General features: G+C 68.3%; 14 protein-coding genes. 8 read left to right on the top strand and 6 right to left on the bottom strand.

Annotated features, from left to right (window positions below):
- Positions 1 to 166: 166 nt before the first annotated feature.
- On the bottom strand, positions 167 to 1,165 hold the full coding sequence (locus tag ACZ5IK_RS41050; RefSeq protein ID WP_465492644.1) for a LacI family DNA-binding transcriptional regulator: 999 nt from the start codon (positions 1,163 to 1,165) through the stop codon (positions 167 to 169).
- Between the two features lie 161 nt (positions 1,166 to 1,326).
- Between ACZ5IK_RS41050 and ACZ5IK_RS41045 the strand changes: the two genes are divergently transcribed.
- The 5 genes from ACZ5IK_RS41045 to ACZ5IK_RS41025 are packed head-to-tail and all read left to right on the top strand — an operon-like array spanning position 1,327 to position 8,592.
- Entirely contained in the window at positions 1,327 to 2,397 is a 1,071-nt protein-coding gene (locus ACZ5IK_RS41045; RefSeq protein ID WP_465492643.1) for an ABC transporter substrate-binding protein, read from the top strand.
- A 2-nt stretch (positions 2,398 to 2,399) separates the two neighbouring features.
- Positions 2,400 to 3,875 carry a sugar ABC transporter ATP-binding protein gene (locus tag ACZ5IK_RS41040; protein WP_465492642.1) on the top strand — a complete coding sequence of 492 codons (1,476 nt, stop codon included), beginning with the start codon at positions 2,400 to 2,402 and terminating at the stop codon, positions 3,873 to 3,875.
- A gap of 38 nt (positions 3,876 to 3,913) precedes the next feature.
- Positions 3,914 to 4,870 carry an ABC transporter permease gene (locus tag ACZ5IK_RS41035; RefSeq protein ID WP_465492641.1) on the top strand — a complete coding sequence of 319 codons (957 nt, stop codon included), beginning with the start codon at positions 3,914 to 3,916 and terminating at the stop codon, positions 4,868 to 4,870.
- Entirely contained in the window at positions 4,867 to 5,859 is a 993-nt protein-coding gene (locus ACZ5IK_RS41030) for an ABC transporter permease (protein WP_184904093.1), read from the top strand. Before ACZ5IK_RS41035 ends, ACZ5IK_RS41030 begins: the two co-directional genes overlap by 4 nt.
- A gap of 9 nt (positions 5,860 to 5,868) precedes the next feature.
- A complete protein-coding gene (locus ACZ5IK_RS41025; protein WP_465492640.1) occupies positions 5,869 to 8,592 on the top strand; it encodes an AbfB domain-containing protein in 2,724 nt (907 codons plus the stop codon).
- Between the two features lie 80 nt (positions 8,593 to 8,672).
- Here ACZ5IK_RS41025 and ACZ5IK_RS41020 read toward each other — a convergent pair whose 3' ends face one another.
- Positions 8,673 to 9,299, bottom strand: a complete 627-nt coding sequence (locus ACZ5IK_RS41020) for an MmpS family transport accessory protein (RefSeq protein WP_465492639.1) — start codon at positions 9,297 to 9,299, stop codon at positions 8,673 to 8,675.
- A 196-nt stretch (positions 9,300 to 9,495) separates the two neighbouring features.
- Between ACZ5IK_RS41020 and ACZ5IK_RS41015 the strand changes: the two genes are divergently transcribed.
- Positions 9,496 to 10,251 (top strand): LysR family substrate-binding domain-containing protein, encoded by a 756-nt coding sequence (locus ACZ5IK_RS41015; protein ID WP_465492638.1) that lies wholly within the window; start codon positions 9,496 to 9,498, stop codon positions 10,249 to 10,251.
- Here the strand turns inward: ACZ5IK_RS41015 and ACZ5IK_RS41010 are convergent.
- The 3 genes from ACZ5IK_RS41010 to ACZ5IK_RS41000 form a co-directional block, all read right to left on the bottom strand.
- Complete coding sequence (locus ACZ5IK_RS41010; protein ID WP_465492647.1) at positions 10,248 to 10,598, bottom strand: DUF5997 family protein; 351 nt, start codon at positions 10,596 to 10,598, stop codon at positions 10,248 to 10,250. The genes ACZ5IK_RS41015 and ACZ5IK_RS41010 overlap by 4 nt on opposite strands.
- Positions 10,599 to 10,698: 100 nt before the next feature.
- Positions 10,699 to 11,724 (bottom strand): DUF1648 domain-containing protein, encoded by a 1,026-nt coding sequence (locus ACZ5IK_RS41005; protein WP_465492637.1) that lies wholly within the window; start codon positions 11,722 to 11,724, stop codon positions 10,699 to 10,701.
- The gene (locus tag ACZ5IK_RS41000; RefSeq protein ID WP_465492636.1) at positions 11,721 to 12,116 is read right to left on the bottom strand and encodes a GntR family transcriptional regulator; all 396 of its coding nucleotides are present in this window, start codon (positions 12,114 to 12,116) and stop codon (positions 11,721 to 11,723) included. Before ACZ5IK_RS41000 ends, ACZ5IK_RS41005 begins: the two co-directional genes overlap by 4 nt.
- A gap of 71 nt (positions 12,117 to 12,187) precedes the next feature.
- On the opposite strand from ACZ5IK_RS41000, the gene ACZ5IK_RS40995 reads away from it, so the two are divergent.
- On the top strand, positions 12,188 to 12,550 hold the full coding sequence (locus tag ACZ5IK_RS40995) for a hypothetical protein (RefSeq protein ID WP_465492635.1): 363 nt from the start codon (positions 12,188 to 12,190) through the stop codon (positions 12,548 to 12,550).
- A gap of 160 nt (positions 12,551 to 12,710) precedes the next feature.
- On the opposite strand, the gene ACZ5IK_RS40990 is transcribed toward ACZ5IK_RS40995, so the two are convergent.
- Positions 12,711 to 13,205, bottom strand: coding sequence for a hypothetical protein (locus ACZ5IK_RS40990; RefSeq protein ID WP_465492634.1), 495 nt, complete (start codon positions 13,203 to 13,205; stop codon positions 12,711 to 12,713).
- 221 nt (positions 13,206 to 13,426) lie between these two features.
- Here ACZ5IK_RS40990 and ACZ5IK_RS40985 point away from each other — a divergent pair, with 221 nt between their 5' ends.
- Positions 13,427 to 14,563, top strand: coding sequence for a serine hydrolase domain-containing protein (locus tag ACZ5IK_RS40985; protein ID WP_465492633.1), 1,137 nt, complete (start codon positions 13,427 to 13,429; stop codon positions 14,561 to 14,563).
- The last annotated feature ends 44 nt before the right edge of the window (positions 14,564 to 14,607 follow it).

Raw genomic sequence — 14,607 nt, 5'->3', positions numbered from 1 at the left:
CGCCACCAGATACGACAAACTCGCCGTCCGCTACGACACCACCGTCACCATCGCCGCGATCAACGAATGGCTCTGACATCTGAAACAGGCCCTAGTTGCGGTCCTTGCGCGTGCAACCACCGCAACTAGAGGACTACTTGCGGTAGAAACGCGGAGCGAAGCGGAGTCAGGCGATCGTGCTGTTCCGGATCTCCAGCGAGAAAGGCGTCTGGACGTCTTCGGGTTCGAGGTCGCTCCCGCCCGCGATGCGCCGCCGCAGGAGGTCGACCGCTGCCCGCGCGATCGCCGCCTTGTCCGGGGCGATCGTCGTCAGCGAGGGCAGGCTGTACGCGCTCTCCTCGTTGTTGTCGAAGCCGACGATCGCCATGTCCGACGGCACCCGCACCCCGCGTTCGGCCGCGGCGCGAAGGGCGCCGATGGCCAGGAGGTCGTTGAAGCAGAAGACCGCGTCGGGCGGTTCCGGCAGCGCGAGGAGATGCGCCATCGCCTCGGCGCCGTTGGCGCGGTGGTAGCGCAACGCCGGAAGAACCAGTTCCGGTATCGGCGCGATTCCCGCCTCCTCGAGCGCGAAGTGGTAGCCCTCCAGCCGTTGCGCGGCGGTGTGGCGCTGCGGATGCGCGCCGATCGCGGCGATCCGGCGGCGGCCGAGCGAGATCAGGTGCCGAACCGCGATCCGGGCGGCCTGGACGTTGTCGATGCCGACGTGGTCTATCGGGACGTCGACGACGTGCTCGCCGAGCATCACCAGCGGCACACCCGGAGCCAGATCCTCGAAGTCGTTGGTGTGCAACGCTTCCGGGCTGATGATCGCGCCGTCGATCAGATGCGGTCCCAGTGCGGACAGCGCGTTGCGCTCCCGCTCCCGGGTGCCGAGGGTCTGTTCGATGAGCACGTTCCACTCGTGCTCCTGCGCCGCCTGCAGCACGAGGCCCGCCAGCTCGCCGAAGTACGGGATGCTGAGTTCGGGCAGCATCAGCCCGAGGAACCCGGTGCGCCCGCGGCGGAGGTTGCGGGCACCGAGATTCGGCCGGTAGCCGGTCGACGCCAGGGCCTCCTCGACGCGCTTGCGGTTCTCCGGCTTCACGAAGTCGTAGCCGTTGACCACGTTCGAGACGGTCTTGACCGAGACGCCCGCAAGCTTGGCGACGTCCTTGAGCGTGGCCACCCTCGCTCCCCTCTGCAGTGCTCCGGCACAGATCCGGCACAGCCTAGCCGCGCGAACGGCGGATTTACAACGTTGTACCAACGATGTAAATCTGGCATCGTCCTTACGAGTGACATGGGTCACCGCAGGCCCGTGTGCTCGACTTCCCCGAGGAGCGATCGATGTCCCTGCCCATCCGCCGCACCCTGCTCCTGGTGACCGGCCTCGCGCTCGCGCTGACGGCCTGCACCAGCCGCGAGACCCAGCAATCCGCCCCGTCGGGGGCGGGACCGGCCGCTTCCGCGGCGCCGAGCCAGGCCGCGACCGGGCCGGGATGCGCCCGCGAGAAGACCGGCTACCCGCAAGTGGACGTGAAGAACGCGGTCATCGGCTTCTCCCAGTCGGAGAAGGAGGCGAACCCGTTCCGGATCGCGGAGACGCAGTCCATCAAGGACGAAGCGACGAAACTCGGTGTCCCGGCGGACAAACTGCTGGTCACCAACGCGCAGAGCGATCTCAACAAGCAGGTCAGCGACATCAAGTCGTTGCTGGACAGGGGAGCGCAACTGCTCATCGTGGCGCCGCTGAACTCCGACGGCCTGCAGCCCGCGCTGGACGCGGCGAAGGCCAAGAAGGTCCCGGTCATCACGATCGACCGCAAGGTGACTTCGCAGCCGTGCTCCGACTACCTGACCTTCATCGGCTCGAACTTCGTCGAGCAGGGCAAGCGCGCGGCGCAGGAGATGGTGAAGGCCACCGGCGGCACCGGCAAGGTCGCGATCCTGCTCGGTGCCTCGGGCAACAACGTGACCACCGACCGCACCAAGGGTTTCAAGGACGAGATCGCCGCGACGCCGGGCGTCTCGATCGTCGCCGAGCAGACCGGTGAATTCGACCGCTCCAAGGGGCAGGCGGTCATGGAGCAGCTGATCCAGAGCAACCCCGAGATCACCGCCGTCTACGCCGAGAACGACGAGATGGGCATCGGCGCGGTCACCGCGCTCAAGGCCGCGGGCAAGACGCCGGGCAAGGACGTCAAGATCGTCTCGATCGACGGCACCCGCAACGCCGTCCAGCTCATCGCCGACGGCAGCTACAACGCGGTGATCGAGTCCAACCCGCGCTTCGGCCCGCTCGCGTTCTCGACGCTGCAGGACTTCGCCGCCGGCAAGGAGATCCCGCCGACCGTGGTGATCTCCGACGACCAGTACGACTCGGCGAACGCCGCGCAGAAGCTCGGGAACGCGTACTGACGATGGAACCGGTTCTCGAGGTCGAAGGCGTGACGAAGACGTTCGCCGGGGTGCGCGCGCTCGACGACGTGTCGTTCGCGCTGCGGCCGGGCGAGGTGCACGCGCTGGTGGGCGAGAACGGCGCCGGCAAGTCGACGCTGATCAAGGTGCTCACCGGCGTGCACCGGCCGGACTCCGGCACGATCCACGCGCGGGGCGCGATCTCCACGATCTACCAGGAGGTCAACCTCATCCCGCTGATGAGCGTGGCGAGCAACGTGTACCTCGGCCGCGAGCCGAGGAAACGGTTCGGGCTCGTCGACTGGGCGCGGATGAACTCCGACGCGGCGGCTCTGCTGGCGGACTACGGCATCGACGCCGACGTCCGCCGTCCACTCGGGACACTCGGCGTCGGCGCCCAGCAGATGGTCGCGCTCGCCCGCGCGGTTTCCGTCGACGCCGACGTCGTGATCATGGACGAGCCGACGTCCTCTTTGGAACCGCGTGAGGTCGAGACGCTGTTCGAGGTCATCGGCAGGCTGCACGAGCGCGGGATCGCGATCGTGTACGTCAGTCACCGGATGGACGAGCTGTACCGGATCTGCGAACGCGTGACGGTGCTGCGGGACGGCAAGCGGGTCCACACCGGACCGCTCGCCGACCTGCCGAGGCTGGAACTGGTGTCGATGATGCTGGGCCGCAGTGTCGGCGACATCCGGTCGCACGGTGCGACGGCCTTCGAGGGCGACCACGAGGCGGGCAGGGAACCGATACTGCGCGCGGAAAACCTCACCAGCGGCAACCGGCTGAGCGGGGTCTCGGTGGAGATCAAACCCGGCGAGATCGTCGGGCTGGCCGGGCTGCTCGGCTCCGGCCGGACCGAGACCGCGCGGGCGATCGTCGGTGACCTGCCGCTGTCCGGTGGCACCGTTCTCGTCGGCGGAAAGCAGGTCCCGCCGGGGAACGTGGCGGCCGCGATGCGCGCGGGCGTCAGCATGCTCGCCGAAGACCGCAAGACCGAGGGGATCATTCCTCATCTTTCGGTGCGGGAGAACATCGTGCTCGCCGCGTTGCCGAAGCTTTCCCGCTTCGGCCTGGTCAGCCGTGCCCGGCAGGACAGGATCGTCGACACGTTCGTGAAACGCCTGCGGATCAAGGTGTCCAGCCCTGACCAGAAGGTCTCCGAACTCTCCGGCGGCAACCAGCAGAAGGTGCTGCTGGCGCGCTGGCTGTGCACCGAGCCGAAAGTGCTGCTGCTCGACGAGCCGACACGGGGCATCGACGTCGGTGCGAAGGCGGAGGTGCAGGCGTTGATCGACGAACTCGCCAAGGACGGGCTCGCCGTCCTGCTGATCTCCTCGGAGATGGAAGAACTCCTCGACGGCGCCGACCGGCTGGTCGTGCTCAAGGACGGCGCGGTCGTCGGGGAACTGGCGGGGGAGCAGCTGACGCAGGACCACGTGCTGGCCGCGATCGCATCAAGCGGGGACGAGGAATGACCAGCACCCAGCAGAGAACCGAGGACCCGGGAAACACCATGACGGACACGGCGAAAACGGTGGACCGGACCCGGGTGGCGCGCTGGCTCCAGGAGTACGGCGTGTACGTCGCCGTCGTCGCGCTGGTCCTGTTCAACATCGCGTTCACGGTGAACTTCCTGACCGTGGGCAACCTCCGCACCCAGCTCATCCAGGCGGCGCCGGTACTGGTGGTCGCGCTCGGGATGGCGCTGGTGATCGGCACCGAGGGCGTCGACCTTTCGGTGGGGGCGGTGATGGCGCTGTCGGCCGCGCTCATCCCGCTCTACCTCGGAGCCGGGACGCTTCCCGCGGTCGCCATCGCCCTCGCGGCGGGTTTGGCGGCGGGAGCGCTCAACGGCGTCCTCGTGGCCAAAGTCGGGATCCAGCCGATCGTGGCGACACTGGCCTTGCTCGTCGGCGGGCGCGGTCTCGCGCTGGTGCTCGCCGACGGCCAGCTCGTCCAGCTGCACGATCCGGCGTTCCTGGCACTGGGGACCGGCGAGCTGCTCGGGATCCCGGTGAGCGTCCTCATCGCGGCCGTGCTGGCCGTCCTGATGGCGGCGCTGGTCGGGAAGACGGCGTTCGGCAGGCGGCTGGTCGCGATCGGCGGCAACCGCCGGGCGAGTGTGCTCGCCGGACTGCCGGTCAACCGCGTCCTCATCGGCGTCTACGCGATCTGCGGGCTGCTCGCCGCGCTGGCCGGGGTGCTCTCCACCGCCCGGCTCGGCGCCGGCGACCCCGCGGACGCCGGGTTGCTGATGGAACTGTCCGCGATCACCGCGGTCGTCGTCGGTGGCACCCCGCTGACCGGCGGACGCGTCCGCATCCTCGGCACGGTGATGGGTGTCCTGCTCATGCAGCTCGTCCGCGCCACGCTCATCAAGCACAACCTGCCGGATTCCACCGCGCAGATGATCCAGGCCGCGATCATCGTCGGCGCGGTGTACGTCGCACGCGAACGGAGCAGCCGATGACCGCGGCGCCCACCTTGGCCGGGCAGGACTCCACGCGGCGCGAGCTGATGACCGGAGTGCTGCAGAAACAGGGCGCGGCGATCGCGCTGGTGCTGATGGTCGCGGTGGCGTGGCTGCTGTTCCCGCGTTTCGGCAGCCTGGACAACCTGCGCGACATCGCGTTGCAGAGCTCGTTCCTCGCGATCATCGCGCTCGGGATGACCTTCGTGATCATCACCGGCGGGATCGACCTGTCGGTCGGCTCGGTGTACGCGCTGGGCGGGGTCCTCGCGGCCTACGGGTCGCAATGGGGATTCCTCGTCGCGTTGCTGCTCCCGCTGGCGGTGTGCGGGCTGATCGGGCTGATCAACGGGCTTCTCGTCGCGAAGACCGGGATGGCACCGTTCATCGTCACGCTGGCGACGTTGCTCTTCGCACGCGGCCTGCTGCTCGCGATCACGTCCGAAGGCGCGACGACGTACAAGATCCCGGAGGGCGAGGCGTTCGTCGAACTCGGCCGCGGCACCCTCTTCGGTTTCGGCTATCCGGTTTTCATCGCGGCGGCCCTCTGCCTGATCGGCGGGCTGCTGCTGCGGCGGACGCGGTTCGGGCAGTCGGTGTTCGCCACCGGCGGCTCGGAGCAGTCCGCGAAGCTGATGGGACTGCCGGTCGCGCGCACGAAGGTCACCGTCTACGTCATGAGCGGTGTCCTTTCCGGGCTCGCGGGCGCGCTCACCGCGGCTTATCTGCAATCCGGCGTCACGGTGATCGGGGTCGGCCTCGAACTGGACGCCATCTCCGTCGTCGTCATCGGCGGCACCCTGCTGACCGGCGGGATGGGCACGATTCTCGGCACGGTCATCGGGGTGGGCATCCGAACGGTCATCCAGAACGTCATCAACCAGATAGGAACTCTCGACAGCAACTACCAGTCGGTGGTCAGCGGTGCGTTCCTGCTGGTGGTCGTTGTTCTGCAGCGGTCGCTGGCCCGCACGACCACCCGGAGATAGGGAGATCGCATGCATCGAAGAACCGCACGCGCCCTGAGCGTCGTGGCCGGTCTGCTGGCCGCCGCGACGACACTCGTCCCCGTCGCCCAAGCCGCCCCCGTCCCGCTCCCGACCCCGTGGACGGCCCAGGTCTCGCCGTCGAACGCGCTGCCCGAGTACCCGCGCCCGCAACTGGTGCGCTCGGAATGGCTCAACCTGAACGGGACCTGGGGCTTCACCGGCGCGCCGAACCTGAACTCGCCGCCGATCGGCAGGCCGCTGAGCGAGAACGTCCTGGTGCCTTACCCGATCGAATCGATGCTTTCGGGGATCAAACGGCACGAGGACAACATGTTCTACCGCCGCACCTTCACCGTGCCGTCCACTTGGGACGGTCGGAGGGTGAAGCTCAACTTCGGCGCCGTCACCTGGGAGACCAGGGTGTGGGTGAACGGGACGTCGATCGGGAGCCACACCGGCGGTTTCGACGCCTTCTCGTTCGACATCACCCCGGCGCTCAAGGCGGGGGAGAACGAGATCGTCGTCGGCGTCGCGTCGCCCGTCGACGGCAGCCGCTATCCGGTCGGGAAGCAGCGCAAGACGCCCAGCGGCATCTTCTACACGGCGGCGTCGGGGATCTGGCAGACCGTGTGGCTGGAACCGGTCCGTGCCGAGCACATCACCCGGCTCGACACCACGCCCGACGTCCCCGGTGGCGCGCTCGACCTCGTCGTCCAGGGCACACCCGGGCAGCAGGCGACCGCCGAAGTGCTTTCGGGCGGCCAAGTGGTCGGTACCGCGACCGGCGCCGTCGGGTCCCACCTCCGTGTCCCGGTCCCGAACGCGCGCCTGTGGTCACCCGACGATCCGTTCCTCTACGACCTGCGCGTGCGGCTGCCCGGAGGTGACGCTGTCACCGGGTACTTCGGCATGCGGTCGCTGGGCAAGGCGATGGTCGGCGGCGTGATGCGGCCGCTGCTCAACGGGAAGTTCGTCTTCCAGCTGGGCACCTTGGACCAGGGCTACTGGCCGGACGGCATCTACACCGCGCCGACGGACGAGGCGCTGCGGTTCGACCTCGAACGCCAGAAAGCTTTGGGCTTCAACATGGTCCGCAAGCACATCAAGGTCGAGCCCGCGCGGTGGTTCTATCACGCCGACCGGCTCGGGCTGATGGTCTGGCAGGACATGCCGGCGCTCGATTCGATCGACGAAGTCCCCAACGGGCACACGAACTTCGAGTCCGAGCTGCGGCGGATGATCGAGCAGCACAAGAGCATCACGTCGATCGTGCAGTGGGTGCCGTTCAACGAGGGCTGGGGCGAGTACGACGCCGGGCGCATCGTCGACCTGGTCCGCTCGATCGACAACACGCGGCTGATCAACCACAACTCGGGTTCCAACTGCTGTGTGTCCGATCCGGACCCCGGCAACGGGGACGTGATCGACGACCACGCCTACCAGGTCTCCACCGGCACGAGGCAACCCGACGCGAGACGGGTCGCGGTGCTGGGGGAGTACGGCGGCCTCGGCAGACGCGTCGCCGGGCACGAATGGGAACCCGGCAAGGGTTTCGCGTACGGCGCGCTGTATCCCGACGAGACGTCGCTGACGAACCGGTACGTGGAGATCACGAAGCAGGTCGGGCGGTTCGTGCACGGCCGTGGGCTTTCCGCGTCGGTGTACACCGAACCCTACGACGTCGAAAACGAGGTCAACGGCTTCTACACCTACGACCGCCGGGTCCTGAAAATGACCGAGGCGCGGGTGCGCGAGATCAACCAGAAGGTGCTCGCCATCGCCAAGGGCACCGAGGTGGGCCGGGGCGAGCCGGTTTCGCTGAGGGTGACCACCGCCGGGTACACCGACCGGTACCTGCGGCACCAGAACGACTTCGTCCGCACCGACGTCCTCGGCGAAGGCAGCGCCGACGCCGCCAAGAAGGACGCGACGTTCTGGGTACGGCAAGGGCTGGCCGACGCTTCGTGCCTGTCGTTCGAGTCGCGGAACTACCCCGGTCAGTTCCTGCGGCACGCGTCGTCGCGGATCCGCAAGGACGCGAACGACGGCTCGGCCCTGTTCGCCGCGGACGCGACCTTCTGCGCGAGGGAAGGCGCCGGCGGAACGGCGCTGGAGTCGTTCAACCAGCGTGGCGCCTTCATCCGCCACCATGCGGAGACCGTCTATCTCGCGCGCAGTGGCGGGGCGAACCCGTGGGACACGCCGTCGGGCTTCGCGGCGGACACGACCTGGGCGGCCTCGGTCCCGCTCTGGCGTAGTGGCGCAGACCTGCCGCTGGATCAGGCGCGGTCGTTCAAGGTGACGACACCGGGCTTCACCGACCGGTTCCTGCGGCACCGTGACGGCCTCGCGCGGACGGACGTCGTCAACGGCTCCAGCCCCGCACTGCTGAAGGCGGACGCGACGTTCTTCGTGCGGCGCGGGCTCGCGGATCCGTCGTGCTACTCGCTGGAGGCACGTAACTACCCGGGCCAGTTCCTGCGACACGCGGACTTCCGGGTGCGGCTCGGCGGGAACGACAACACCGACCTGTTCCGGAAGGACGCCACGTTCTGCGCCCAGCCCGGGGCCGGTGGCGTGCGGCTCGCGTCGGTGAACGAACTCGGCACGAACATGCGGCACTACGCCGAGGAGGTCTTCGCCGCCGCCAGCGGCGGTGGCCACCCGTTCGACAACCCGGTCTCGTACGACCAGGACGTCACCTGGGCGGTCTCGGCGGCCTGGGCTCCGTAGGAGGCTCGCAGGTCAGTGTCCCCAATGCCTCATCCGAGACGCTCAGCGACCCAAATGAGGCATTGGGGACACTAGCTCGGTCAGCCACAGGTCACCATCGCATACTGCCCGGAGCTGCTGTTCTCGGCGAGGACCGATCCGTCGCCTCGGCTGATCCGGCAGGAGATGGTGCCCCCGCCCGCGTTCTGCGCGTTCATGTTGACGCCCAAGGTGGACTCGTCGGACTCGATGGTCTTCGACCACTTCTTGCCTTTCAGGTCCGTTTCCTGGGAGATGTTGAAACCGGGCTTCAGGTACGTGACGGACGAGATGCCCGCCCCGGTGGTGGTCACGCTGTAGGTGATCTTCCGTGCGGCCGCCCTTTCCGCTTCCCGGCGAGCCGACTCGGCCTCGGACGACTTCTGCGCGGCTTCCGAAGCAGCCGACGACCGGCTGGCCGATTCGGCGAACGAACGTGAAACGGACCCGCGGGCGGCCTCCGCCGCGGAACTCACCGACGCGGCGACGGCGGGATCGGTGGTGGTGATGGTAGGTGCGCTGGTCAGCGCCGCACTGCCGGTCCGGGTGGCTCCGGGGTTCTCCGGCTTGCCTCCGTTGGCGGAAACGGCGATCACGACCACGGCGAGGGCCGCCCCGGTGATCCAGGGCCATTTCTTCCGCTTCTTCGCTGGTTCCGGAGCAGGCGGCATCGTGGACGGAAAAGTCATCGGAGTGCTCATTTCGTTCTCGGTGCCCCCCGCGGACGCACTCGATCACTCGTCGCGCCCGCTATGACGACGGTTACCTCGATCAGCGAGAACAGGCTGAAAGACCCCAGAATCATTTGTCGCTCTAGGGCCGAAGGACGCAGGTGACCGTTGGTCCCCGGCTTCCTCTCTCGATACTCCCGGTAACCTTGCCCCCATGACCGGCCCGGACACACCCGCCCCCTTCAAGCTCGCGTACGTCCCCGGCGTGACGCCCTCGAAGTGGGTCCGGATCTGGAACGAGCGGTCGCCCGGCGTCCCGCTCGATCTCGTCCAGACCGCGGCCGCCGACGCCGCCGCGCTGGTCCGTGCTCGCGACGTGGACGCCGTCCTGCTGAGGCTCCCGATCGATCGCGAGGGCCTGCACGCGATCCCGCTCTACACCGAGACGACCGTCGTGGTCGTCCCCAAGGATCACCTGGTCGCCGCCGCGGACGAGGTCTCCCTCGACGACATCGCCGACGACGTCGTGCTGCATCCGCTGGACGACACGCTGGACTGGGACCGGCCGCCCGGGAAACCCGCGCTGGAGCGCCCGGCCACCACCGCGGACGCCATCGAACTGGTCGCCGCCGGTGTCGGGCTCCTGCTCGTCCCGCAGTCTCTCGCGCGGCTGCACCACCGGCGTGATCTGACCTACCGTCCGATCTCCGGCGCGCCGGAGTCCGGTGTCGCGCTGTCCTGGCCGGAGGACGAGACCACCGATCTGATGGAGCAGTTCATCGGGATCGTCCGCGGCCGGACCGTCAACAGCACCCGGGGACGGCAGCAGGCGCCGGAGAAGCAGGTTCAGGAGAAGAAGAAGGCCCCGCCGAAGAGCAAGCGCCCCCAGCCCGGCGGCCGGAAGCCGCAGGGCGGGCAGCGCGGCGCTCCCAAGGGCGGGAAACGCGGAAAGCCTCGCCGCCGGGGCTAGCTTTCGGTGCGGGTGGCCTTCACCCGAGCCTCTTCCTTGCGGACCTCGGCCTGGGTCTCGCGCTCCCGCTTCAGCCAGTCGGGGTCTTCGGTCTTGACCGCGTCGATCTGTTCGGTGGTGAGCGCGCCGGTGATCCCGCCTCGCGCCAGGCCGCTGATGGAGATGCCCAGCTTCGCCGCGATGACGGGACGCGGGTGCGGCCCGTTGCGGCGCAGATCCCGCAGCCACTCGGGCGGTTCGGTCTGCAGCGCGTTCAGTTCGTCGCGGGAGACGACACCCTCCTGGAACTCCGCCGGGGTGGCCTCGAGGTACACACCCAGCTTCTTCGCCGCTGTCGCGGGCTTCATGGTTTGAGGGGTCTTGTGCGACGTCATTGCCTCAGGGTAACGAGCGGCCCGGGCTCCTCTGATCACACCCGGTGATCCAGGCGGTCACCACACCGCACCGTCAAGCACCCTTGGCCGGGAGGGTCACGACACCGGTTCCGGCGAGCACCCCGGCCACGGCGACCGCGGCGAGGACCAGCCAGGCGATCGGATGCCCCAGGTTGAGCGTCCAGTAGGTCCCGACCCGCCGGTGCACCAGCAGCGCCGGGTCGTTCCGGTTCAGGTAGACCATCCCGGCCGCGTGCCAGAAGCGGTCGTCGTCGCGTTGCTCGTACGGGGTTTCCGCTTCGTCGCCGGTGGGCGACAGCCGGTGCCCGGCGTCGCCCGCCCGGACGGAGAAGGCGAGCCACGCGACGAAAGCGGCGACGAGGGGAAGGTAGGCCACGATCGTGACGGGCACACTCGTTTCGACGACTTCCCACAACTGGAGCGAAACCACGAGCAGGGTCGCGTTGACGCAACCGGCGGAGACCAGCAGCAGGCTGAGGACGCCGTGCAGGTACTCCCGATACCGCGACGCCGAAACCGACGGCTGCGCGGCGTCGATTTCGGGGCGCGCGCGGGGGATCGCGACGGCCAGGAGTGAGATCAGCACGACGGTCAGGACCTGCGCGAACACCGTCGAGAAGGCCGCCGTGTCCCGGAACAGGCCGATGGTCGCCGTGACGACGGCCAGCAACCCCGCCGGCACCATGAGAATCCACTGTGGACGGACGGGGTCCGACCGCAGTGAGGTGTCGGCGGCGACGGCCTGCCGTGTCCCGGCGTACCACGCGCCGTCCCGTTTCGCGGCGACGATCGAACGATGCGCCAGCCCGCCGAGCAGCGAATAGCCCACGACGAGAACGAGCAGGACGACGTCCGGCGCGAGCCAGGCGAAGAGCACCGCCGCGATGGCGAGGAGGGCCGCCGCCACGATTCCCTGGTTGTAGCGTCGGCGAACGAGGGCGATGACGGGCTCTCCGGTGCGCCCGGACGGGATCCGGACGCCGAACGGGAGCGTCGGACGCGCCAGCGCGGGCGCCGACCGGAAGACGGCCGCCGTGAACGCGATCAGGGCCAGGTGCAGCCAAATCGGGCCGGTCATCGCCGCGTGCTCACCGCGAAGGAGTCCAGCACGGTCTCGCACCGGCCCGTCACCTCGCGCGGACCCAGGCCGAGCGCGACGGCCTCGGCGAGCAGGGTGCGCAGCCGCTCCTGCCACTCGTCCGCGTAGCCGTCTTCCGCCGGTCCGGAGGCCGCGTCCCGCCGGACGACGGCGCCGGTCTTGCGGTTGATCCGGATGAATCCCTGCGTCCGCAGCAGGTCGTAGGCCTTGTTGACGGTGTGGAAGTTGATCCCGAGGTCGGCGCCGAGTTGCCGCGTCGAGGGCAGGCTGCTGCCCTCGACCAGCACGCCGTCGGCGACGGCTTCGACGATCCGGTCGCGGATCTGCTGGTAGATCGGCACCTCGCTGTCGAGGTCGAGAGTCAGCAACACCCGCCAAGGATATCTGCTATACACTTGCTATAACAACTACATCAGCTAGCTACCGGTGGAAGGTGGTCGTGATGGCGAAGATGGACATCGCCGAGGGCGGAGTGCGAGTGAGGTTCTCGGCCTGGGAGCGGTTGGCCGTGTGGCGCGGAGAAGTGGTCGTCCCGTTGGCGGCGATCAAAGCCGTCGAGCGCGTCGAAGCGCCGGTGGGGCGAGCACGCGGGGGACGGGCCGGAGTGCTGGTCAGCGGCGTGCTGAAGGTGGGGTACTGGGGGCTGGGGACGGGCGTCCGTCAGTTGGTGTCGGTCCGCAGGGGCGTGCCGGCGCTGCGGGTCGAGGTCGATCGCGCGGTCGCCGGGCTCCCCTTCGACGAGGTGCTCGTCAGCGTGCCGAACGCGGCGGAACTCGCCGCCGCGCTCGCGCCGAGCAACGCCTAGGGCGTGTTTCATAAGTCTGTTCGATGGGCTTCGTGATCCAGGTGGTTCCTGACGGTGCGGGCGGATCGGCCTCGTACCGGGTCGTACTCGGCCGCGTCCGCCTGTGCCGTCAGGGGCCACCTGGGCGCGAAGACCGCGAACATGGCTTATGAAACACGCCCTAGAGGTAGTCGAAGAACCGGTCCCACCACGACGGCGGCCGGTCCGGCGGGTAGAGGGCGTCGAAGCCGCTGATCCCGGTGTACTTGGTCCACAACGGATGTTCGGAGACGGGCAGGTAGCCGAGTGCTTCCAGCTCGTCTTCGACCCGTTTTCGATCCCGTGCCGGGAAGAACTCGAGTTCCTCGTCCTCGTCGTAACTGCCCGGATTTCCCAGGGTCACCGCGGCCAGGCCGCCGAAATTGCTGATCGTGACCGTCAGGTGGTCCGGCGCGGGCGTCGCGCTCGCCGGGATCTCGATCCTGCCGAGATGGCTGGCGTCCTGGACATGACGATCGACTTCGCAGACGCAGTCGAATGCCCGCCCGAGTTGCTCGGCCAGCCGCTCGAATCGGGCGCGCGCGGTAGGCCCGTCGAAGTCGTGCGGCACTTCCCAGTGGCCGGGTTCGTCCAGCTCTCGCAGCATCGCCCAGGTCTGCTGTTCGTCGAGGGGCATCGTCGCCTCCCGGCCTCGGGTGGTCTAGTCCACTTACCGAACTGACCTTAGCCAGCCGTGTCCCGCCCGGACAATGGTGGGACGAATTCTGGTCGGAAAAAAGTTCCCTACTAATAGGGGTAGCGCCAGCGCTACCCGTGATTCGGCGGCCTGCCCTCCTGATCTTCATGCCCGATTCGACCAGTGTCATCGGTGTTGATCCGGTCGATGAAGGAGTGCGAATGACGGTACGCAAAGGCGTTGTGGTCCTGACGGTGGCGGGGCTGATGGGTGCCGCCTGGACCACGGCGGCGGACGCGGCCCCGGCCAAGGGTTCTGAGCTGCAGAAAGGCCTCGACTCGTTGGTACGTCAGGAGAAGTTCCCGGCCGCGCTGGCCTACGTGACCGGCAAGGGTCGCACGACGTCGCTGGTCTCGGGGTCGTCGAGGATCGACCGTCAGGTCCCGGTCCCTCGGGACGGCACCGTCCGGGCGGGCAGCAACACCAAGACGTTCACCGCGGTCGTGGTCCTGCAGCTGGTGGCCGAGGGCAAGGTGGAACTGGACGCGCCGATCGAGAAGTACCTTCCCGGAATCGTGCGTGGTGAAGGCATCGACGCCACCAAGATCACCATCCGGCAGCTGTTGCAGCACACCAGCGGGCTGCCGAACTACACCGAACACCTCGGGTTGCGTGACTTCGAACAGGCGCAGCACCGGTACTTCCCGAATCACGAACTGCTGGCCGCGGCGCTGAGCCATCCGGCGAAGTTCCAGCCGGGCACCAAATGGGAGTACAGCAACACCGGCTATCTGCTGGCGGGCATGGTCGTCGAGAAGGTGACCGGACGTCCGGTCCAGGAACAGATCACCGAACGCGTGATCAAGAAGGCAGGCCTCAAGAACACTTACTGGCCGCAGGTCGGCGACCAGACCATCCAGGGTCGGCACCCACAGGGGTATGCCACCGGAAATGTCGCCACCGGCAAGGTGATCGACGCGACCGAGATGGATCCGTCCTGGGCGGGTGCCGCTGGTCAGCTGATCTCGACTCCCAGCGACCTCGGCAAGCTGTTCCGCGTCCTGCTCGAAGGCAAGCTGGTGCCCGCCGCGCAGCTGGCCGAAATGCGCAAGACGGTGGACGCGCCCCTGTTCCCCGGGACGAAATACGGCCTCGGCCTGATGAGCAACCCGCTCAGCTGCGGCGGGGTGTACTGGGGGCACGGCGGGGACATCGACGGGTTCGAAACCCGTGGCGGTGCCACGGAAGACGGCCGCACCGTCGGTCTCGCCGTGACCGCGATGCCGGGGACCTTCGGCGAACCCGAGAAGGGCTCCAAGGCCGTGATGGCCACTGTGGACACCGCGTTCTGCAAGTGACCGACGATGGCCCACCCACGACACTGTGGGCGGGCCATCGCTCG

The organism is Amycolatopsis sp. NPDC031561 (assembly GCF_055580625.1).
This window is presented reverse-complemented; position numbering and strand designations above follow the sequence as displayed.

Excerpts from the sequence above, each read along its gene's own strand:
- ACZ5IK_RS41030 (WP_184904093.1), top strand. The coding sequence starts at position 4,867 with ATGACCGCGGCGCCCACCTTGGCCGGGCAGGACTCCACGCGGCGCGAG.
- ACZ5IK_RS41005 (WP_465492637.1), bottom strand. The coding sequence starts at position 11,724 with ATGACCGGCCCGATTTGGCTGCACCTGGCCCTGATCGCGTTCACGGCG.
- ACZ5IK_RS41035 (WP_465492641.1), top strand. The coding sequence starts at position 3,914 with ATGACGGACACGGCGAAAACGGTGGACCGGACCCGGGTGGCGCGCTGG.
- ACZ5IK_RS41010 (WP_465492647.1), bottom strand. The coding sequence starts at position 10,598 with ATGAAGCCCGCGACAGCGGCGAAGAAGCTGGGTGTGTACCTCGAGGCC.
- ACZ5IK_RS40995 (WP_465492635.1), top strand. The coding sequence starts at position 12,188 with ATGGCGAAGATGGACATCGCCGAGGGCGGAGTGCGAGTGAGGTTCTCG.
- ACZ5IK_RS41025 (WP_465492640.1), top strand. The coding sequence starts at position 5,869 with ATGCATCGAAGAACCGCACGCGCCCTGAGCGTCGTGGCCGGTCTGCTG.
- ACZ5IK_RS40985 (WP_465492633.1), top strand. The coding sequence starts at position 13,427 with ATGACGGTACGCAAAGGCGTTGTGGTCCTGACGGTGGCGGGGCTGATG.
- ACZ5IK_RS41045 (WP_465492643.1), top strand. The coding sequence starts at position 1,327 with ATGTCCCTGCCCATCCGCCGCACCCTGCTCCTGGTGACCGGCCTCGCG.
- ACZ5IK_RS41040 (WP_465492642.1), top strand. The coding sequence starts at position 2,400 with ATGGAACCGGTTCTCGAGGTCGAAGGCGTGACGAAGACGTTCGCCGGG.
- ACZ5IK_RS41020 (WP_465492639.1), bottom strand. The coding sequence starts at position 9,299 with ATGACTTTTCCGTCCACGATGCCGCCTGCTCCGGAACCAGCGAAGAAG.
- ACZ5IK_RS40990 (WP_465492634.1), bottom strand. The coding sequence starts at position 13,205 with ATGCCCCTCGACGAACAGCAGACCTGGGCGATGCTGCGAGAGCTGGAC.
- ACZ5IK_RS41015 (WP_465492638.1), top strand. The coding sequence starts at position 9,496 with ATGACCGGCCCGGACACACCCGCCCCCTTCAAGCTCGCGTACGTCCCC.